Source organism: Pseudarthrobacter sp. SSS035, from assembly GCF_023273875.1.
In the GTDB taxonomy this organism is placed as follows: Bacteria; Actinomycetota; Actinomycetes; order Actinomycetales; family Micrococcaceae; genus Arthrobacter.
This window is the reverse complement of record NZ_CP096882.1, coordinates 787,332-807,269: the sequence shown is the minus strand read 5'-3', so window position 1 is coordinate 807,269 and position 19,938 is coordinate 787,332. Positions and strand designations below refer to the sequence as shown.

Genomic DNA, 19,938 nt, shown 5'->3' with positions numbered 1-19,938 from the left:
CTGGTTGCGATAGTTAGTTACCGCTACTGCGGCCGCGCTGCCGTGAAGAGTACTTAGCTGCGGACCACCCGGTAGCGCACGTGGGTGACGAGGCCGGTACCGCTGACTTCCGTCGGCTCAAGCGTGACGTTCGCGACGCCGTCGAGCAGCCGTTCGCCCGCACCCAGGAGCATGGGAGATATGTGGAGCCGCAGCTCGTCGATCAGTCCCGCCGAGAGGAATTGCTGGACGGTTTTCGCTCCGCCGGCAACGGCCACATCCTTGCTGCCGGCAGCCTCCCGCGCCTGGGCCAATGCCGCTTCGATGCCGTCGGTCACGAAGTTGAACGTGGTGCCGCCCTGCATCTCCAAGGGCTTGCGTGCATGATGGGTGAGCACGAATACGGGTGCGTGATACGGCGGCTCTTCACCCCACCAGCCCCGCCAGTCCGCATCCCACGCCCCGGGGCCCGGCCCCGCGAACATGTTCCGTCCCATGATGTAGGCGCCGGAAGCGAGGATGCCGTCGATCGCGGCCGCGTTGGCATCGGGTTCCTCGAACATCCACCGGTGCAGGAGTTCGCCGTTCTCGCCCAGCGGCTCCGCAGGGCTTTGGTTCGGGCCGGCGACGAAGCCGTCGAGGGAGATGGTCAGGTCGCACGTGACTCGGCTCATGCGCCCCATCATGCCACCGGGTCATGGCCCTTGAGTAGGGCTCGGCTGCTCGATGGTGACGGTGCCGGCGTCGCCATCCACGCGGATCTGTAGGCCGCTGGTGAGCCGCTGGGTGGCAACGCCGGTGCCGAGCACGGCCGGGATGCCGTACTCCCGGGCCACGATGGAGCTGTGGCTCAACGGGCCGCCCACATCGGTCACCACGGCGGAGGCCATCGCGAACAGCGAGGTCCAGGCGGGAGTGGTGATGCGGGCGACGAGGACCTCTCCGGGTTCCATCAGGGCGAAATCCTGGGGCCCCCGCAGGACGCGGGCCGGGGCGGTGACCCGGCCCGAGCTCGCGCCCGTGCCCTTGATGATGTCGCCGCGTTGGTGCTGCGAGCCCGCGGGCATCATGGACCCGAAGGCCTTTTCCATCCACCGGCTCTCCGGGAGCAGTTGCGGGGCAGCGGCCTTCACCTGGCCGCGCCACAGCATCTTGCGCTCCTCGACGGCGGCGGCGCGGACGGGCCGGTCCGCTCCGGTTATGGCCACGGCCGCCGGTGCGCCCGGCGCGGCCAGGCCGAACTCGACGGCGCTGCGCAGCTCCTGGTGCCGCAGCCAGAACACGTCGGCGGGCTCGGCGATGACAGCGGAGTCCACCAGCCGCCGTCCTAGTTCCAGCAGCATCCGCCGCAGCAGCGGCCACGCGAGGCCGACGTCGGCCAGCGCATCCTCGCGGATCGGCGCGGTGTTCTGTGCCCACCGGAGCAAACGGAGGAACGCGGCCCGGCGGCGCGGCCCGAGCCGGGTGAAGATCCGGCTGGTGGCGATCTCCCTGCGGTCGGACGACAGCCGCTGCCGCTCGTGCGGGTCAGTGCCCTGCCCCCGCAGGTAGAACTTCACCGCGCCCAGCAACGCTGACGGATCGTCGGCCGGCACCGGGCTGGCGAAGTCCAGGTTGTAGACCGCATGGCCGAACCGGCCGAGGTGGTCCTGGAAACGAAGACGCCACAACTGCCACAACGGCTCACTGAACCCGGCAGGGGGGAACCCCGTGCGCTGGGACTCGGCCAACGCCGTCGTCGGTTCATGGAGGATCGCCGCGGCGAGCCCGGGGACGCCGCGGGCCCAGGCTGCGAGATCGTACAGCGACTTCTCCGCGCGGATGGGTTCGCTGTCGTAGCCGAGGATGAACGTCAGGGCGGGGGGATCCCCCTCGCGCCGGACGAACTTGTCGTAATACGCACTGAAGGAGATTTCGCTGGTGGCGGCGAGCGGAATGACTGACTGCACGGCGGTGTAGTACACGGTGCCGGCGTCCAGCAGCGCCCGAACACCGTCCAGCAGTTCCGCACCGGAGAGCTCCGCAACGGGCTTGGCGGACCAGTCTTTGATCACCCGTTCGTAGCGGGGATGCGAAAATTCGCGCCAGCCGGCCACTCCCATGTGCGCCTGGCCGCGGGCCAGTGCGCGTACCGCCGTCAGCGCCTTGCCCATCACCCGCCACATCCCCGAGGTGCGGTAGTAGTAATACGCGTAGCCGTTGATGGTGGGCAGTCCCACGTCGTCCTCGCGGATGACATTCGTGCCCACGGCCTCGTTCATCAAGGCTCGCAGCGACCTGGACACCGAGCCGTCAATGAGGTCGGCAAACAGCGGCGAGAGCGGGTCGGGCAGCTGTTCCACGATGCTCGCGCGGAAGTAGAGACCCTTCGGATAGGGCACGGGCCAGGTATCCGGGGTGTCGGCCGCCGGTTCGGGGAGCGCGGTGATGGGCCGGGATTGCAGGATGAAAAACTCGCCCCCGGCCCGCGCCCACTCGATGTCCTGCGGTGCCCCGAAATGATCCGCACTCCGCGTTCCGTAGCGGGCCAGTTCGGCGGCGGGCCTATCGTCAAGTACGGGCGCACGACGGCGGGCTGCCGCCACCGGCTGCTCCCGAGTGCCGTGCTCGGCGTAGACAGTCATGACGGCCTTGTCAGCGGTGCGTCGCGACAGCACGGCGCCCGTCCCGGCGTCGACAACGACGTCATCCGTGGTGACCGTCCCGCTGACCACGGACTCGCCCAGGCCCCATGCGGCACTGATCACTGTCTGGTCGCGGCGCCCGTTGGCCGGATTGGCGGTGAACATCACCCCGGCGGCCTCGGCCTCGACCATCCGCTGGACCACCACGGCGAGGCGCACCGAGTCCGGTCCGATGCCTGCGCGGGCCCGGTAGGCCATGGCACGCGCCGTCCACAGGGAAGCCCAGCAATCGATCACGGCCGCGGCCAGCGCCTCGGCCCCGCGGACATTCAGGTAGGTTTCCTGTTGCCCGGCGAAGCTGGCGTCGGCGAGGTCCTCGGCCGTGGCGGAGGAGCGCACCGCAACGGCTGTTTCCCCGCCGTTGTCGAGACGCGCGTCACTGAGACGCCCGTAGGCGGCGCCGAGTTCCGCTGCGATGTCGGCCGGCAAAGTGCCGGCCGTGAATAGGGTTCGGATCCGCTCCGAGGCGTCCGCATAGTCCTGGGGCGAGGACTGCGGCGACAGGGTGGCCAGTTCCTGTATGCGGGTCTCGAGGTGGTTGGCCTCCACAAAGTGCGAATAGGCGGCGGTGTTGAGCACGAACCCCGGGGGGACCGGCAGCCCGGCCCGGATGAGGCCGCCCAGTCCCACGGCCTTGCCGCCGGCCATGGCGATGTCGGCTGCTCCCACATCGGCCAAACTGTTGGCGTAGGTCATGACCGCGCGTCCTTACTGCCCGGTTATGGGGCGCCTGCAGCGAACCTGATTCTCCACATACTGGCACTGCCGCAGACAAGAGGCCATAGCTCACGCGTGTCTTAGGATTCACTCCCGCCGTGGCGCACATAAGCTCGATACATGGGCAAGAACCAGCACAGCGAGTTGGAAGGGCAGACCTCCATCAACGAGCTGCTCGACAAGCCCATCGGCGACACCCACATCCAGCTGGTGCTGCCCATCCACGTCCAGCTCCGGCCGGGGGAATTCCGCCGGGTGTCCTGACGGTTTCGGTGGTTGAGCCTGTTGCCGGTGGTTGAGCCTGTCGAAACCGCGGCTTCAACAGGCTCAACCATCAGGCCTTAATGGCGGACCTTCCTGACTCTCAGGCCGCGTCGTCTCGACGGAGTTCCGGTGTTCTGGTCCGCGATCCGGCGGAGGCGGCGCCAGCGGATGCCGTTACGAAGGTGAGCCTGGTCAGTGGGATGCGCCGGATGCAACGGCCTCGATCCACTCCTACGGTGCCGAGTCCGGAGGATAACCACTAGCGTCACGCCCAGCCAGGCAAACGCTGCCCCTATGACGAGGAAAACCGCCGGGATCGTGTCCATGATTAAGTTTAGATCCCAACCCGTAAGCGCACTTACTAAACCTTAGGCACCTGGCCAGCGGCCGCCGTCGGGAATTACGACGACGGCGCACGGCTTGGGAGCGCCGCTCGCGTTGGTATTTGGGCGCGCCGGTGGATGAAGTATTCGGCCACCGCCAGGCTGAGTACCCATGATGCGCCAATCAGAAGCGCCCGGGTCAGTTCGTCAACCGGTCCCACCAGGAGAATCCACGGAATGGTCACCACAACAATGGTTCCCTGGGCGATGCCGATGGCGTACGCCCGGGACATCCACTCGCTGTGCCGGACGTAGTTCCGGCGCCGCACCGCAATGAATCCAAGAACAATGAATGCCACCATGGCGGACCCGAAGGCCAGCCGAAGGACAAGTAGAAGCGGCCCGTCCAGGGGCGGGAGATCGTAGAAAACTGCCATCCACAAACCCGACAGGGCGGCGAGCAGGCCGGTGGGGGCAAGAATGCGTCCCGCGATTTTGTGCCAGCTGGCCCTGCCGGGCTTGCCCCGTCGAAGCGAGGGAACGAACTGAAACGCCCCCAGCACCAGGTAAACCGTGACGGTGGGGATATGGATCAGCACGGGGACTGGCGAATCGAAGAACCGCGCGTTATCCGGCGTGATCTGACCTCCCGAGAGCTCGGTCAGGCGCACGGCCCCGGCGATGACCGGGACGAGGCTGAGGAGGATCAGGACGGCGGGTACAAGCCACCGGGTCCGGGGGCTTTGACGGGAGCGGGGAAGGGTTGCAGATTTCATGAGTTCGCTTCTCTGGTCTGTGCGCTCCACACTCGCCCGGGGCTGGGTTAGTCCAGGAACCCCCAGCCTTATGCGCAAATCGAAGTTTCCGAGAGTTGGCGGCCGGAATAACGGTGCCCAACAGCACCCTATTCGCACGGCGTAGGCCCAACGTACTGCAGTGAGTTCGAAATAGCGATAAGAGGTGGAAATCCACGCGCCATCGATAATTTACGACGGCGGTGCGCGGCTTGGGCAGCACCTGTCACCTTCGGGATTTATGTCGTGGTTTTCAGCTAATGCGTCTGAAATGATCTCGTACGGCAGTGCTCCGATCAAGATCGGCTCAAGACTCAATCAACGTTGTGCGAGGTTCGTCGAAGTTTCGGTTTCCCCAGCTCCCCAAGAAATAGGCTCGGCATTTACGTGAAGTTTCAAGGAATGGGTCAGGCTAAGCACCCGGCCGTATTGGGGAAAGAATGTCGAACTATCAGACCCTTTTCGGGTCAGCACCATCTGCTCCTGCGCCCGGACCTAATCCGCCCCGCAGGCCACGCGCTTCGACGTTCGTCGTCGGCGGCATCACAGTCCTCTTCATGATTATTGGTGCCTTCAGCGGCGGGTTCGGGGGCGCCCTGGTTGTCCTGGCCATCTCGGCAGCCATCACTGGCCTGTATGTCATGGCGACTGGACGCCGTTCCTGGGCGTGGCTCCCGGCCAAGCGGAAGGCAGGGGCCATCGCCCTGGGGGTTTCCTTTGCTCTCTTCATCGGCGGTGCCGCCGCGTTGCCGCGGACGAATGCGGAGGACCTTCAGGCAGCCTCCTCGGACTGGAATGCCTCGCCGGGAACCGCCACAGCGAGCGCATCTGCAAAAGCCACGCCGACGCCGTCGTCCGTTCCAACCGCACAGGCGACGGGCGCCCCGCTCGATCCTGAGACTCCAAGCTTCGTTGCGAACGACGTCACGGCGCCGAAGACGCAGCCGGCCTTTGCTACCAAGGCGATCGACCTGCTGGCCACCCTTCCCATCAAGGGCCGGGCGCCCAAGACGGGCTATGACCGCGCGCTGTTCGGGCAGGCCTGGATGGACGTTGACCGCAATGGCTGTGACACCCGGAATGACATGCTCAAGCGCGACCTCACGGCGATCACCTACACCAACAGCGTGCCCTGCAAGGTTCAGTCCGGCATGCTGGCGGACCCCTACACGGGTACGAGCATCAGCTTCCTGCGGGGGAGCGCTACGAGCAGCGCCGTCCAGATCGACCATGTTGTTGCCCTCAGCGACGCCTGGCAGAAGGGCGCGCAGCAGCTGACCACGGAGCAGCGGACAGCCTTCGCGAATGACTCTCTGAACCTCCAGTCCACGGATGGTCCCACCAACATGAAAAAGGGCGACGGCGACGCAGCCACCTGGTTGCCGCCGAACAAGGGCTTCCGGTGCGAATACGTGGCCCGGCAGATTTCGGTGAAGGCAACGTACAGCCTGTGGGTCACCCAGGCGGAGCACGACGCGATGGCCAGGATCCTGGCCGACTGCTCCGGCCAGCTCGCACCAACTAACCAGCAGGCACCAGTCGCCGCGACGCAGGCGCCGGCCGCGGCACCTGCACCGGCGGGGGCAGCTGCTCCTGTAGTTCCTGCTCCGGCCCCGGCGGCTGTGGCACCCGCCCCTGTCCCGGTTGCTCCCGTGCCGGTTGTGCCGGCACCTGCACCTGTTCCGGCAGCTCCGGCCGCTTACTACGCCAACTGCACGGCCGCCAAGGCCGCCGGCGCCGCTCCGATCTATGCCGGCCAGGCCGGTTATCGGGCCGGGCTGGACCGCGATTCCGACGGTGTGGCCTGCGAGAGCTAGCCACGCCCAATCACTCCACCAATTCAGAAAATTTTCCAAGGGGGAAAAATGAAGAAGACACTGACATTAATTGTGCTGACCGGCCTCATGATGACGGGATGCAGTGGCAAGCAGGCTTCAGCAACTTCAAGCGCTGATGCAGTGGCTGCAGATGCGGCCACGGTTCCAGACGTGATGAGCCTGACTCTAGATAAGGCCACGGATCAACTGGAAGATCTCGGGTTCAAGGTCGAGGCTGTGGACACCGTCGACGGCAAGACGATCATTTCAAAGAAGAACTGGCAGGTGACGTCCCAAGACCCAACGGGAGGTGCACAGTTGGCAAAGGGCTCCACCGTTCACCTCGGCGTCAAGAACCTTGAGAAGGCTGCGGCGGAAAAGGCCGCGGCGGATAAGGCCGCCGCCGACAAGGTGGCAGCAGAGACGGCTGCTGCAGCAAAGGTTGTGGCGGACAAGGCTGCGGCCGAGAAAGCTGCGGCAGATCAGGCAGCCGCGCAGGCCGCGAAGCCAGCTCCAGTAGTCCCCGCACCCGCACCCGCACCCGCACCCGCACCCGCACCCGCACCCGCACCTGCACCTGCACCAGCCCCGGCAGTCAAGGCGCCTGCAGCCGTGTACTACGCAAACTGCACTGCGGCACGCGCAGCAGGTGCGGCGCCCATCTATGCCGGAACACCGGGATATGGGACGCACCTCGACAGAGACCGCGACGGAATCGGGTGCGACAAGTAAGCGAATCGGACGATTAATGCCGCGGATACCTTTCCTCTGGAAGGTGTCCGCGGCTGTCGGCTTTAGTGCTGATCCAGGCCAGGGAGTGCTGAGCACGTTCAGCGGCATCACCGCGCTGGACTTCCCCGTAACTGCACGAGTAGCCGAACTGGGGCACTTTGACATGGACACGCCGCGGTTTGAGCCGTTTCGGGGCCGGGTCACCGTCAAAGTGGCCCACGACGGCGCCCCGCTGACGGCGAACGCTGCACTCTAGGCCACGCCGCGCCAGCCGGAGCCTGAACGGGCTAGTTGCGGGCGGGATCCCACCCACAGTGTTGCAAGCAGCCACACCGTCCGCGGGATAGGCCAGGCAATGGCCAGCACGAGCACCGGCATCAGCGAGATGCCGACGTCGGGAAACTGGCGGATGATCACGAACAGGTGGGTATCGAACCGGGCCGGGGCGTAGCTGAGGCACAGCCACAGGGCAAACCCGTCCAGCGCGAGAGCCGCAACGCCCCACGCCAGAGGCACCCACCGTTTCTGGGATGCGGCCCGCCGCCGGAGCAGGAACCGCAGCGCCAGCCACAGGCTCACCAGCTCCGCCAGCAGCAGGGCGAAGGACACGGCCCAGCTGTAACGCTGCAGCCAGTCCTCGAAGACAACCGCGGGAACCGGGGACTGCCCGTGGAGGATCCGCAGGACGTTGGTGTCAATGGCCTTCAGCCGTGACGGGGCGGCGGTGTCATTGCCGTTGATGACCAGGGCGACGCCAAGGCCGGACTCTGGAACCATCGCCAGGTAGGTGTGGCTGTTGCCCCATTCGCCCTGATGCTCCAGGAGCAGCGGCAAGTCCTGCTCGGGGACGGGCTGTGCTGCGGGATCGGCGGACTCCGCGAGCGGCCGGGTGAACCACCCCATCGCGTACCCCTTGGACCCGTCCACCTGCACAAGAGGCTCGAACATCGCCGCCGCGCTCTCGGGCCGGAGGATACGGGCATCGCCGTACCGTCCGCCGTCGAGCAGTGCAATCAGCTGATGGCCGAGGTCCTCGGCCGAGGCGTACAGGGTGGACGACGGCATGCCGGTGGTAGGTGCGGGCACGTCGGTCTGGCGCCAGAACGAGCCGAACCAGAGCGAGTAGCCGGCGGCCGCATTGTCCGCGCGTGCGGCAGCCTGCGTGGGATGGCTGTGGGCCATCTGCAGCGGCCCGAAGACGTGCTGCTCCAGGTACTCCCCGAAAGGCTGGCCGGAGACTGTCTGCACCAGGAGGCCCAGGATGTTGAAGTTGGCGCTGGCGTAGTGGAAGGCCTCGCCCGGTTCACCGGCCAGCGCGGAGCCCGACAGGGCGCGGACCCCTTCTTCGAGAGCCTCCGGGCCCTGCGCGTCTGAGGCTTCGAAGGCCGTGTCCTTGGACGACATGCCGCTGGCCTGGTGGAGCAGGTGGCGGACTGTGATGGCTTGCGAGCGGCTGTCGTCCAGCGTGAACCAGGGTAGGTAGGTCTGCACCGGCTCATCCAGCAGCAGGCGGCCGGCCTCCACCTGCTGCATCACGGCGATGGCTGTGAGGGACTTGCTTGTGGAAGCCAGCAGCACCGGCGTCTGGGCGGTCATCGGCCGCCCGGAGTCGTCGGCGCGTCCAAATGCGGCGGAGTGCACCTGGACGCCGTCCCGGACGACGGCAATGGCGGTGCCCGGAATCCCGAGGGTGTCGATCTGCTGTTGCAGGAAAGAGTCCAGCGTTGCGTAAGTCTGCTCGGGACTCGCTTGTACTGTGGCCGGAGGGTTGGCGCCGCCGAGGATTCCCGCGGCCAGGAAGCACAGCAGGAGGCAGCGCACTGACCAGGAAATTGCTCGCATGCCCGCACCTGCACTTCGGCTGACCCTCCCTTCACGGTATGGCCTGGCAGCGTCCTAAACAATGCACGCCGCTGGATGGGGGAGTTAGACGGCGGCGCGTCGGCTGGGTTCAGGCCGCGGGGCGCGTCGCCTCGATGTAGTGCGCCAACGTCTGCAGGGCCGGCTGGGAGGAAGCGTCCCGGACGGCGTCGGCGCCCACTGCGTTCGCGACGGCCAAGGCATGGCTGTGCTCGAGCCCGGCACGAAGCGCTAGGACCAACGCCGCGCAGAAGGCGTCGCCGGCGCCGATCGTGTTGGCGATGTCCGTAACGCGAACGGCGGGAGCCTCGGCCACCCGTACTCCGTTCTCGAAGATCGCCGAGCCGTCGCCACCGTAGGTGACGGCCACGAGCGGGGCGTACTTCAAAGCGGGGATCAGGGCGTATTCGCTTTCGTTGACGATCACAAGGTCGCACCGCTCCAGGAGTTCCGGGATCAGCGGCGCGGCCGGGGCGGCGTTCAGCGCAAAGAAGCCCTGCGTGCGGCGGGCAGTTTCCAGCACCAGTTCCTGCTCAATTTCGAGCTGGCAGAGGACCGCTTCGTCGGCGCCGAACGGGACGCCGCCAACGGACACTTCGCCGTTGGCGCCCGGGCACACCACGATCTGGTTCTCGCCGTCGCTGTCCACCAGGACCAGCGCCGTGCCGGTGGCCGCGTCAACCGTGGCGATGTCGCGGGTGTCGACGCCGGCCTCCGCCATGGCGGTGAGCAGGCTTCGTCCGGCTTCGTCCCGGCCCACGGCGCCCACCATGCGGGAGCTGCCACCCAGGCGGGCAGCGGCGACGGCCTGGTTGGCGCCCTTGCCGCCGGGCTGCTGGCGGAGGACTCCGCCGCCGACGGTTTCACCCGGCGTCGGGAGCCTGCCGGCGGTGGCCGTGATGTCCAGGTTGATGCTGCCCACGACGGTGAGCGCCGGGCGCAGGGCAGGGGAGGGTGACGAGCTCATGAGAGTACCTTTTCGGAAGAATCAGGCGGACTGGATAACGGAGAGGTGGCCGGCCTTGGCCGCCACCAGGCATTTTGCGAGGTAGAAGGGTGCGCCGTTCCGGCGGACAACCTGGGTCAGGACCAGCACGGGTTCCGAGGGGCGGAGGTCCAGCAGTTTGGCGCGACTGGGGCCCACCGTGCTCAGGCTGATGTCGCATTCCCCGGGGCCAAGGGACGCTCCGGGCAGTCCGCCAAGAACGTCGAGCAGCGTGGATGCGGGGAGCATGGTGGTTTCGGCCGCCGCCGCCAAAGCGTCGGCCTCGGCTGTGGCTGCGGGAACATTTTCCTGAAGGTGTGCCACGGGTTCACCGTTCCTGATGAGCACGCTTTCCCAGAACCAGCAATCCTCGCCGGGCTGGACGCCGATTCCGGGTGCCACGAACTCCGACGCGGGTTGCCGGACGGTTGCGACGCGCTTGACCTGAATGTTCTGCTCCGGGCCGCCCAGGAGCTGGTCGAACGGGCGGATGTGCTCGATCCCGATGCGGGGGAGCGAATCCGTCACAAAACGTCCAACTCCGCGCCGCGCCCTGGTCAGTCCGTCTTCCTCCAGCAGCATCAGCGCTTCCCGGATCACGGTGCGGCTGACGTCCATCATGGCGCCCAGCTCAGTCTCGGTAGGGAGCAGCGAGCCGGGAGGGAGAACCTTGGTCCTGATTGCCTCGGCGATGCGGGAGTAGGCCGCGACGCGCAGGGGCTGCCCCGGCTGGGACGCAATGGGTCGGGACAGGAACTGGACGGCGTTTTCGGTCAAGGGGGCCTCGCTCAAGATCGGATACGCACACTGTACCGGACGGATGTGATGGGTTGCACAAGCTCGTAATACATGCTTGTATAACAACTCACATCTCGTGGCGCCACCTTGCGCCCCTGAACAAAGGAGTTTGATGTGAACATCCCCAACACCGCGGTGGAGCCGCAGCCGGCAGGTCCGGCCGCCGGTACAGGAGTCGGTACAGGAACCACAGGGGCAGGAACCGCAGAAACTGCAGACGCCCGGCCTGGTGGGCGGGCCGCGGCCCTCCTGATCACCACGCTGGTTCTCGCAGTCCTGTCGTTCCAGCTCAACGCCAGCATGATCACACCGGCGCTTCCGCACATTGGTTCGTTCTTTGGCGAGACTCCGGAAGCCGTGGCGCAGGTCCAGTCGATGTTCTTCCTGGCCGGCGCCATTTCCGGCCCGGTCATTGGGCGCTGGAGTGACTTCATCGGCCGCCGCACCGCGCTGCTGTTGGTCCTGTCCATCATGGCCGCGGGAACCGTGCTGTGCATCTTTGCGCCCAGCCTGCCGCTGCTGGTTGCCGGCCGCTTCATGCAGGGTGTATCCAGCGCCATCTTCGCGCTCTCCTACATCGTCCTCAACGAACACTTGCCCGCCCGGCTGTTCGGAACGTCCATCGGCATCATCGCCGCGATCAACGGCGGCATCGGCGGGGTGGACGGCTACTTCGGCGGACTCATGGCCGAGACCCTCGGCTTCCAGTCCATTTTCGTAGCCGTCCTCGTCCTGGCCGCGATCGCCGCCATCTGCGTCATCAAGGTCGTTCCTAAGGGACGGTCCACCACCGCGCCGGGACGCATGGACTGGTGGGGCGCCGGGTCGCTGTCCGTGTTCCTGGTCTTCATTACGTACTTTGTGTCCGCCGGTTCCTCGGCGGGCTGGACCTCGCCGTCCGCGCTTGGCCTGCTGGCCGGAAGCATCGCCTCGTTCACGGCGTTCTGGCTGATCGAGAAGAAGCGCTCCACGCCGCTGGTCGCCGTCCACCACCTCCGCTCCCGGCAGGTGTGGCCGGTCATCGCCACCACCATCCTGACGCTGGCCGGCATCTTCGCCATCATCAACTTCACCGTGGTGCTCCTCAGCCAGGACACCAAGAACGGTTTCGGCCTCACGGCGTCGATCTCGGCCCTGCTGTTCCTCACCCCGGCCGCGCTCATCGGCGTGTTCGCCGCCCCGCTGGCAGGCTGGATCGCCGACCGCCGCGGCTGGATCAAGACGGTCCGCGTCGGCACCGCCACGAGCCTCGCCTGCGCAATTGCCGCGGCCCTCTTTGCCGACAACCAGGTGGCGGTCCTCATCGCCATCGCGTCCCTGGGCATCTTCTACAACGGCTTCTTCCTCACCGCCATCAACGGCCTGTCCGTCCTCCTCTCGCCCAAGGAAGCTCCGGCCGCATTGCCGGGAATCAACGGCGCCGGCTTCGGGATCGGGGCGAGCCTCGGCGTCGTGGTTGTGGCACCGTTCGCAGGCCAGGGCACCGCGGCCGGGTACTCCGCGGCCCTCTGGATTTCGGTGTCCATCACCGTCCTCGCCTTCATCGCCAGCCTGTTCATTGCGGCACCCAAGGGCGAAAAGATCTAATGCCCGACGCCGGTGGGCGGCACCGCGTGCCGCCCACCGAATCGACCACCACCCCTCACCAGAATGAGAGACCATCCCATGACTGACCGCACAGCCGCCCACTTCTATCTCGACTGCGACACCGGCATCGACGACGCCCTCGCCCTCGCGTACCTCCTCGCCACCCCGCGCGCGGAGCTCGTCGGCATCGGCACTGTCAGCGGCAATGTCAGCGCCGCGGGAGGCGCCCGGAACACCCTCGACCTGCTCCAGCTGGCCGGGCACCCGGACATTCCCGTGGCAGTGGGCGCGCACCACCCGCAGGCGGGCACGTTCCACGGGGGAGCACCGCACGTCCACGGCAGCAACGGCATCGGCGGCGTGGAGCTGCCGCGCTCGGACCGTGAGCCCATCCAGGCGACGGCGGCCGAACTCCTCGTCCAGCTCGCGCACCAGCACGCCGGGGAGCTGCGCGTTGTGGCGATCGGTCCGCTGACCAACATTGCGGCGGCCCTGCGCCTGGAACCGAAGCTGCCGGAACTCGTCGCCGAAATCACCATCATGGGCGGGGCCGCACTGGCCCCAGGAAACATCACCGCCGTCGCCGAGGCCAACATCGCCAACGATCCCGAGGCAGCCGCGGAGGTCCTCGCCGCCGCGTGGAACGTGACGCTCGTACCCTTGGACGTCACCATGAGCAACGTTTTGGAAGAACGCCACCGGCAGGAGCTGCTCGCCACGGACCACCCCGTTTCCCAGGCCCTGGGCGACATGCTGGGATACTACTTTGGCTTCTACGTGGACATCTTTGGCCGCGCCTGTTCCGCCATGCACGATCCCCTGGCCGCCGCGATCGCCGTCCAGGGAGTGGAGCTGACAGTGGCTCCCACCGTCCGCGTGGAGGTGGACACCACCAGCGGTCCGGGCCGCGGCCAGACGGTGTGCGACCTCCGCGGGCAGTACCTCGGGTTCCCGGACCAGCGTGGCGCGCGTTGCCGCGTGGTGCTGGAACTCGGCGAGGACTTCGCCTCGCACCTGCTCGGCACCATGCAGGCAGCCTGGCTGGCCGAGGATTCCCTCGACGCGGCGCCCGTCGCCTGAGCCGGGGACGACACCCAGTGGCGACGACGACGGCGGATGCGACCCGTCGTCGTCGGCTAACCGCTCAAACGGACGACCATGGCACCTGTATCCTGACAATGCAGGTTGAATGGCTCCAGCGGCCATCAACCACGCTCGGTTCGCGGCCGGATGACGGTCCGGAATCCTTGGGCCGTCGCCTTCCACGTCGTGGAATCACCGCCGCAAATCGTCAGTCGCCGATCGGCCCCTCGAAATCTTGGAATGGATCCAAATCACTACCGACTCGCCAGCTCCCGTGGGAATCCCGACGCCGGACCTCAATCCCGCGCGCACAGCTGCGGTGGATGATGCCGCCGTCGTGACCTGGGTCGAGGCTGGTGAGAGCAAGACCGCGCGCTGGCGTTCGGCGAACGGCAGGCCGGCGCCGACGCGCGTCGAAGTGGTCACAGACTCCCTCACGGCCGATGAGGCGAACCGGATGGCGTCACAGGGGATCGCGATGCTCTGGCATGGTGACTTCCACAACGCACGGCAGATCCTCAACGCCATGGACCGGCGGGTAGGCGCCGGAAAGAAGATCGCAGGGACTCCGGCCGAAAAGTTCTATCGGCATCGCCAGTCCCGCTCGCACCGTGCGCGCATTCTCGGCCTGCTGCTGATTCCCCTTGATCCGGGCCCGGTGGTGCCGCTGCGCCGCGCACCGGATATCCGGGAGGCCGCCGCTGAAGCGTACGGCGATATCGGCGAATCTTCCGCTGTGTCCCTGCATGAGCTTGTCGGTGCAATTGGCGCCCACGAGTGGCGACGGAACGGCGTCTACGTCGATGCCCTGCAGGGCCGCATCCACCCGCACTATGGCACGTTCTTCCCCACCCGGAGTGAGTATGTGGAGCTCGTGGCCGCCGCGCCGCTGCCCGCCGACACGCTGGCGTTCGACGTCGGAACCGGCACCGGGGTGCTCGCTGCCGTCCTCGCGCGCCGTGGCGTCCACCGTGTGGTCGCGACGGACAATGAACCCCGTGCCATCGCCTGCGCCGGTGAGAATTTCCGGAACCTCGGTGTCCAGGACCGTGCCGAGGCCGTCCTGACCGACATGTTCCCGCCCGGACGGGCGCCGCTCGTGGTGTGCAACCCGCCCTGGATTCCGGCCACACCGCATTCCATCCTGGACAATGCCGTCTACGATCCCGGCAGCAGGATGCTGTTCCGCTTCCTGAACGAACTCTCCCACCATCTGGAGCCGGGCGGTGAGGGCTGGCTTGTCCTCTCCGACCTTGCCGAGCACCTTGGCCTGCGGACGCGTGACGATCTGCTGGCCGCCATCAACGCCGCCGGGCTGAAGGTGATGGATCGGCTCGACACCAAGCCAACGCATCCGAAGGCATCGGACCGCGACGATCCGCTGTTCGAGGCGCGCGCGGCCGAGGTCACGTCCCTGTGGCGGCTTGTTCCCCGGTAGTCACGCGCCCGGAACAGCCCCCTGATGAACGGGGTTTCTCACCGAATTTCATTGATGTGAGGGGGCGGCGGTGCAAAAATGGTCGGAGCACCACAATTGAGCCGACATGACCCATTGGGACAGGGCTGAACCCAGCGTTCATTCCCCACGATCGGACCTTCGGCTCTTCTCGACAGCCCGACACGATTGCCGGACACCTGGGCTTCGCCATCGCGGTGAGTCCAGCGCCAAGAACGGCGCCATCCGTCGGTGGCGTGTGACCTCCATTGGAGGAACCAAAGTGCGGGTATGCCAGCTTATGCGCCATTTCAATTTGGAGGTGGGGCGACCATGACCCAGCAACCTCTCAAGAAACGCCGTCTCCGCGTTTCAGACGTCAATGTTGTTAACCATCGGACCCTCAGGAAAGCGCTCGGCGGGACCATCGTCGGCAACACGATGGAATGGTACGACGTCGGTGTGTTCGGATATCTGATCACCACCATGGGGCCGGTGTTCCTGCCGGAAGCAGACAAAGCCGTGCAGAACCTGTTCCTGCTGGGAACCTTCGGAGCAACGTTTATCGCCCGCCCCCTGGGTGGCGTCTTTTTCGGCTGGCTTGGCGATAAGATCGGCCGCCAGAAGGTCCTGGCGATGACCTTGATGCTCATGGCCGCGGCGACCTTCGCCGTCGGTCTCCTCCCGGGGTACTCGGTGCTGGGCATCTGGGCTGCCGTGCTGCTGGTGATCACCAAGCTGGTGCAGGGCTTTTCCACCGGTGGCGAGTACGCAGGCGCCACGACGTTCGTCAGTGAGCACTCCCCGGACCACCGCCGCGGCTTCTTCGCCAGCTTCCTGGACATGGGCAGCTATCTGGGCTTTGCCATAGGTGCCGGGCTGGTGTCCGGTCTCCAGCTAACCCTGGGCCAGGCCGAGATGGAGGCCTGGGGCTGGCGCATTCCGTTCCTGATCGCCGGGCCCCTCGGCATCATCGCGATCTACTTCCGGATTAAAATTGAGGAATCGCCCGCGTTCCAGGCAACCCTCGAGGCCGAGGCCGAAGTCGCCAGGCATCCCGAAACCGGTGAGGTGCTCGGCCCCATGGGCCCGGTGGGAATCTTCAAGGCCTACTGGCAGCGGATAGTGCTGGCCATGATCCTCGTGGCCGCTGCCAATACGGTGGGCTACGCCCTGACGTCCTACATGCCCACGTACCTGACCACCAACAAGGGGTACGACGAGATCAACGGGACTCTCCTGACCATCCCGGTCCTGGTGGCCATGTCCCTGTGCATCCCACTGACAGGTCATCTCTCGGACCGGATCGGCCGTCGCCCCGTGCTGTGGATCGGAGCCATCAGTACGGTGGTCCTGTCGCTCCCCGCCTTCATTCTGATCGATATCGGGACCATCCCGGCCACGCTCACCGGCCTGGCCCTGGTCGCCTTCCCTGTCACGTTCTACGTTGCCAATCTCGCCTCGGCGCTGCCGGCACTGTTCCCCACGGCCCACCGCTACGGGGCCATGGGTATCGCCTACAACTTCGCCGTGGCGATTTTCGGAGGCACCACGCCGTTCATTATCGCGAGCCTGATCCAGGTGACGGGCAACGACATGATGCCCGCTTACTACCTCATGGCCACCTCCGCAATCGCTGCGGTCACCATCTACTTCCTGCCGGAATCCGCCCGGAGGCACCTGCCAGGGTCAATGCCCAGCGTGGATTCGGAGAAAGCTGCCCGCGAACTGGTGGCAACCCAGGACGATAACCCCATGCTGGACATGGACACGCTGCCCTTCGGCTCCAGCTATGAGGCCGCTAGGGCGGCGCACGCGGGACCTGAAAAGTAGCGCGGGGGAGTACGACGGCGGCGCCCGGGTTGGGCGCCGCGGGTCGCCTCAGGTGTACATGAGTGAGCCGGGGGTGGTGAGCTTTTCGCCGGTGCGTGGCGGGTGAAGATCGTGAACATATCAGAAATAGCTACGAATGTTCACTATCTTCACCATTTGTTTCACATGCCTGTCATGGTGAATATATGGAACATCCGGCTGAAACTCCGTTCTTCCGCGCCATGGATTCGAAATCCTTTGGCGCTGCGGTACGTAGCGCCCGTCAGGAGCGGAAGCTGACGCAGAGCGGCTTGGCCGAGCTCATCAATGCGAGCCGTCACACCATCGTCCGCCTGGAACAGGGCGAGAATGTTTCTTTGGAGACGGCCATCGCGGCGGTGCGGGCCCTTGAGCGGGACATTGCCCTTATTCCGCGGTTTTCACGTTTGGACGTCAAACAGTGAGGCGGAATGAGCGGCTGGCCGTCTGGCTGCATGGCCGGCGGATTGCCTGGCTCACGGGAACGTCGTTGCGTCCGCGGCTTGAATACCTCCCGGACCTTGTAGCTGAGTACGGTGCCGGCGCTGCCCTGCTCTCGTTGTCCTTGCCGTTGCAGTCCAAAGCCATCAACTTGGGACCTCCCTGAGGACTTCGCCATCACCACGTCCCTTGGCGGTGTCCAATCCAAGGTCCTGTTGTCCAGCAGCTTGTCGCCAGGCGACAGCGGCTGGTATTGGCCGGCCCGCGGCGCCGCCTCCACGCACATCATCAAACCCGACCCGCTTGATTCACCGATTCCGGACTTGCTGGCGGCCGAACATTGGGCGCTTGAGCTGGCCAGGGCCGCAGGCCTACGTGCGGCACGGACACGGATGGAGACCTTCGGCACCCGGGATGCCCTGGTAGTGGAACGCTATGACCGAACCGGGGACCACAAACGGATTCATCAGGAAGACTTCACGCAGGTTCTGGGGATTGCGTCTGCGGCAAAGTACGATCAGTCGACCGCGGCACCGTCACGCCTCGCTCAAGTGGCGGCGATCGCGTCGCCGCACAGCCGAAATGCTGCGGCTTTCAAGAGTGAGTTGTTGAAGGCTGTGGCTTTCAATGTCCTTATCGGCAACGGTGACGCCCATTCCAAGAACTACTCGGTGCTTATCCGGGAAACGGGCGAGGTGCAGTTAGCGCCCCTGTATGACGTCGCGCCAACGCTGCTGCTATATGCGCGCAGCTCCAATGCAGGGCATTCAGTGGCCGGTCAGGCCCGGCTGAACTACATCACCCTGGACCATCTTGTGAGGGAGGCTGGCAGTTGGGGGATGGACGTCGAGGAAGCCCGCTCCGGCGTGACGGGCATCCTCGTTGCGGCGGCGGAGGCTCATACGTCCGTCCCCCAGCGCCTCGCGCACCTGCCCGCCCTCGTGGCTGCTCGTGCAGAAGATCTCATTGCCGGAAGCGCGGCGCGCAGGCAGCTGTAACCGGACCAGGTGGCGCCGGCCGGAGTCGCCTCAGGTGTACATGAGTGAGCCGGGGGTGGTGAGCTTTTCGCCGGTTTCGAGCCAGGTCTTCAGGCCGGAGAGGATCATAGGCCAGCCGCCGTAGAGCTGGTCGTTAGCGCCTTCGCGGAGCTGGTCGTGGGTGACGGTGAGATGGCAGGAATCGCCCACCGGTTCGATCTCCCAGGTGATGCGTGAGGTGCCTTCGGCCTTCACGTCTTCGCCCCACAGGGCACGCATGGTCTGGACCAGGCGGCGCGGGGGATCGACTTCGATGTTTTCACCCTCGCCCAGGAGGGCTCCGTCGGCCTTCGGGTTGCCCATCTCGAAGCGGCTGCCCGTGGTCCAGTCCGATTTGATGCTGTTGCCGAACTGGTACTTGCTTCGGATATCGCTGTCCGTGATGGCTTCCCAGAGCCGCTCCGGGGTGGTCTTGATGTAGATTTCGAAGATCTTTTCCATGGGACTTTCCAATCTGGTTTTGAGGTCGCTGAGGGCAGCGGCCCATGGTTGTGCATATTTGCTGACCCAGCGGTCGTGGATCAGGCGGATGGGCACCGGATTGAGGAAATGGAGTTTCTCGCGGCCCCGACGGCGGGTGACCACCAGTCCGGCCTCCTCCAGCAGCTTGAGGTGCTTCATGACCCCGTAGCGGGTCATCTCGAAGCGGGCCTCGAGCGCGTGCAGGGTCTGCCCGTCCTCCCGGAAGAGCTCATCGAGCAGGTCCCGGCGGGTGGGGTCGGCGAGGGCCTTGAATACGGCGTCCACCGTTTAAGAATAGGTGACCATTTAGTCACATGTCAACGGGTTTTGGATGCCCTTCCCACCAAGACCTGACCCGGGAAATTCGTGTCAGTGGGCCGGCGCAGGTGGGACGATGAATCTGTGGATCCCTTCTTCGATTTTGTCGCCCACTACTGGTGGCTTGTCTTTCCGCTGAGCGCAGTGATGGGTGGGTGGGCCCGGCAGTGGTCCAAGGCCAGCGAACGCCGCCACCGCCGCCGGGTGGAGCTGTACAAACTCAAGAACCAGGCGGTGCAGGCCGAACAGGCCAGCCAGGCTGCTGTCCTCTCGCTGGTGGCAGCGCACGACGCCGTGAACCGGCGGTGGCTGGACTACGAGCTTGACGTGGGGAAACTCATCGACTTTCCGGTCATGACGGATGTGCGCGAACCCCTCACGGTGGCCTTCCTCCGGGCGAAGAAAGCGGCGGACGGTTTGCGGCCGGACGCCCCGGGCGACATTACGACGGCGGCCCGGCTGGCGGAATACCGGACGGCCGTGCACAGCTTCGAGCTGGCGTTCGACGTCGCGGAGCGGGAAGCCAAGCGGATCAAAGACAGCAAGTTTACGGGTCCCGAACGCCAGCGGCTGGCAACGGCCAGGAAGCTACTCAACATCGCCCTGGACAATGCCGCCACGCCGGCGGAGCGGCAGACGGCGTACAGGCGCGCCCGGCGCGAGCTGGATGGGCTGATCGTTCTGCCCGAAGCGACGCTGGCCGCTTTGGAGGAGAAGATCGCCGGCGAGCTCGACTCGCCGCGCGCCCCCGAGTAGGTTCGTGACCCAAGG

At 66.0% G+C, this 19,938-nt stretch carries 19 protein-coding genes; 12 read left to right on the top strand and 7 right to left on the bottom strand.

All coding sequences use genetic code 11. The features are described 5' to 3' along the window. Positions 1 to 53: 53 nt before the first annotated feature. Together MUN23_RS03655 and MUN23_RS03650 are read right to left on the bottom strand one after the other, a co-directional pair. Positions 54 to 653, bottom strand: a complete 600-nt coding sequence (locus MUN23_RS03655) for a dihydrofolate reductase family protein (protein WP_248762159.1) — start codon at positions 651 to 653, stop codon at positions 54 to 56. 21 nt (positions 654 to 674) lie between these two features. Further along, positions 675 to 3,359, bottom strand: a complete 2,685-nt coding sequence (locus MUN23_RS03650) for a PEP/pyruvate-binding domain-containing protein (RefSeq protein ID WP_248762158.1) — start codon at positions 3,357 to 3,359, stop codon at positions 675 to 677. 141 nt (positions 3,360 to 3,500) lie between these two features. Here MUN23_RS03650 and MUN23_RS03645 point away from each other — a divergent pair, with 141 nt between their 5' ends. Next, positions 3,501 to 3,644, top strand: a complete 144-nt coding sequence (locus MUN23_RS03645) for a hypothetical protein (protein WP_156380336.1) — start codon at positions 3,501 to 3,503, stop codon at positions 3,642 to 3,644. Positions 3,645 to 4,044: 400 nt separating this feature from the next. On the opposite strand, the gene MUN23_RS03640 is transcribed toward MUN23_RS03645, so the two are convergent. Continuing rightward, the gene (locus MUN23_RS03640; RefSeq protein ID WP_248762157.1) at positions 4,045 to 4,743 is read right to left on the bottom strand and encodes a DUF2306 domain-containing protein; all 699 of its coding nucleotides are present in this window, start codon (positions 4,741 to 4,743) and stop codon (positions 4,045 to 4,047) included. Between the two features lie 575 nt (positions 4,744 to 5,318). On the opposite strand from MUN23_RS03640, the gene MUN23_RS03635 reads away from it, so the two are divergent. The 3 genes from MUN23_RS03635 to MUN23_RS03625 are packed head-to-tail and all read left to right on the top strand — an operon-like array spanning position 5,319 to position 7,566. Then, the gene (locus MUN23_RS03635) at positions 5,319 to 6,578 is read left to right on the top strand and encodes a DUF1524 domain-containing protein (protein ID WP_248762156.1); all 1,260 of its coding nucleotides are present in this window, start codon (positions 5,319 to 5,321) and stop codon (positions 6,576 to 6,578) included. A gap of 48 nt (positions 6,579 to 6,626) precedes the next feature. After that, a complete protein-coding gene (locus MUN23_RS03630; RefSeq protein ID WP_248762155.1) occupies positions 6,627 to 7,310 on the top strand; it encodes an excalibur calcium-binding domain-containing protein in 684 nt (227 codons plus the stop codon). A 16-nt stretch (positions 7,311 to 7,326) separates the two neighbouring features. Continuing rightward, positions 7,327 to 7,566 carry a hypothetical protein gene (locus MUN23_RS03625; RefSeq protein ID WP_248762154.1) on the top strand — a complete coding sequence of 80 codons (240 nt, stop codon included), beginning with the start codon at positions 7,327 to 7,329 and terminating at the stop codon, positions 7,564 to 7,566. Here MUN23_RS03625 and MUN23_RS03620 read toward each other — a convergent pair. The 3 genes from MUN23_RS03620 to MUN23_RS03610 all read right to left on the bottom strand — a co-directional run bounded on the left by MUN23_RS03620 (position 7,563) and on the right by MUN23_RS03610 (position 10,932). Then, positions 7,563 to 9,152 (bottom strand): serine hydrolase, encoded by a 1,590-nt coding sequence (locus MUN23_RS03620; RefSeq protein ID WP_248762152.1) that lies wholly within the window; start codon positions 9,150 to 9,152, stop codon positions 7,563 to 7,565. The two genes, MUN23_RS03625 and MUN23_RS03620, sit on opposite strands and share 4 nt — an antisense overlap. A 109-nt stretch (positions 9,153 to 9,261) precedes the next feature. Further along, entirely contained in the window at positions 9,262 to 10,137 is an 876-nt protein-coding gene (locus tag MUN23_RS03615; RefSeq protein WP_248762151.1) for a ribokinase, read from the bottom strand. A 21-nt stretch (positions 10,138 to 10,158) separates the two neighbouring features. Then, positions 10,159 to 10,932, bottom strand: coding sequence for a GntR family transcriptional regulator (locus tag MUN23_RS03610; RefSeq protein ID WP_248763979.1), 774 nt, complete (start codon positions 10,930 to 10,932; stop codon positions 10,159 to 10,161). Between the two features lie 135 nt (positions 10,933 to 11,067). Between MUN23_RS03610 and MUN23_RS03605 the strand changes: the two genes are divergently transcribed. From MUN23_RS03605 to MUN23_RS03575, 7 genes are all read left to right on the top strand, one after another. Continuing rightward, positions 11,068 to 12,540 (top strand): MFS transporter, encoded by a 1,473-nt coding sequence (locus tag MUN23_RS03605; RefSeq protein ID WP_248762150.1) that lies wholly within the window; start codon positions 11,068 to 11,070, stop codon positions 12,538 to 12,540. Between the two features lie 78 nt (positions 12,541 to 12,618). Next, positions 12,619 to 13,620 (top strand): nucleoside hydrolase, encoded by a 1,002-nt coding sequence (locus tag MUN23_RS03600; RefSeq protein WP_248762149.1) that lies wholly within the window; start codon positions 12,619 to 12,621, stop codon positions 13,618 to 13,620. 340 nt (positions 13,621 to 13,960) lie between these two features. Continuing rightward, on the top strand, positions 13,961 to 15,061 hold the full coding sequence (locus MUN23_RS03595) for a class I SAM-dependent methyltransferase (RefSeq protein ID WP_248763978.1): 1,101 nt from the start codon (positions 13,961 to 13,963) through the stop codon (positions 15,059 to 15,061). A 330-nt stretch (positions 15,062 to 15,391) separates the two neighbouring features. Further along, entirely contained in the window at positions 15,392 to 16,891 is a 1,500-nt protein-coding gene (locus MUN23_RS03590) for an MFS transporter (protein ID WP_248762148.1), read from the top strand. Positions 16,892 to 17,076: 185 nt separating this feature from the next. Continuing rightward, on the top strand, positions 17,077 to 17,334 hold the full coding sequence (locus MUN23_RS03585) for a helix-turn-helix transcriptional regulator (protein WP_248762147.1): 258 nt from the start codon (positions 17,077 to 17,079) through the stop codon (positions 17,332 to 17,334). After that, on the top strand, positions 17,331 to 17,516 hold the full coding sequence (locus MUN23_RS03580) for a hypothetical protein (protein ID WP_248762146.1): 186 nt from the start codon (positions 17,331 to 17,333) through the stop codon (positions 17,514 to 17,516). Before MUN23_RS03585 ends, MUN23_RS03580 begins: the two co-directional genes overlap by 4 nt. Beyond that, complete coding sequence (locus MUN23_RS03575) at positions 17,446 to 18,348, top strand: HipA domain-containing protein (protein WP_256468687.1); 903 nt, start codon at positions 17,446 to 17,448, stop codon at positions 18,346 to 18,348. The genes MUN23_RS03580 and MUN23_RS03575 overlap by 71 nt, the downstream gene beginning before the upstream one ends. A 30-nt stretch (positions 18,349 to 18,378) precedes the next feature. Here the strand turns inward: MUN23_RS03575 and MUN23_RS03570 are convergent, their stop codons facing one another. After that, the gene (locus MUN23_RS03570) at positions 18,379 to 19,134 is read right to left on the bottom strand and encodes a metalloregulator ArsR/SmtB family transcription factor (RefSeq protein ID WP_058932765.1); all 756 of its coding nucleotides are present in this window, start codon (positions 19,132 to 19,134) and stop codon (positions 18,379 to 18,381) included. Positions 19,135 to 19,251: 117 nt separating this feature from the next. Between MUN23_RS03570 and MUN23_RS03565 the strand changes: the two genes are divergently transcribed. Further along, the gene (locus MUN23_RS03565) at positions 19,252 to 19,923 is read left to right on the top strand and encodes a hypothetical protein (RefSeq protein ID WP_248762144.1); all 672 of its coding nucleotides are present in this window, start codon (positions 19,252 to 19,254) and stop codon (positions 19,921 to 19,923) included. The last annotated feature ends 15 nt before the right edge of the window (positions 19,924 to 19,938 follow it).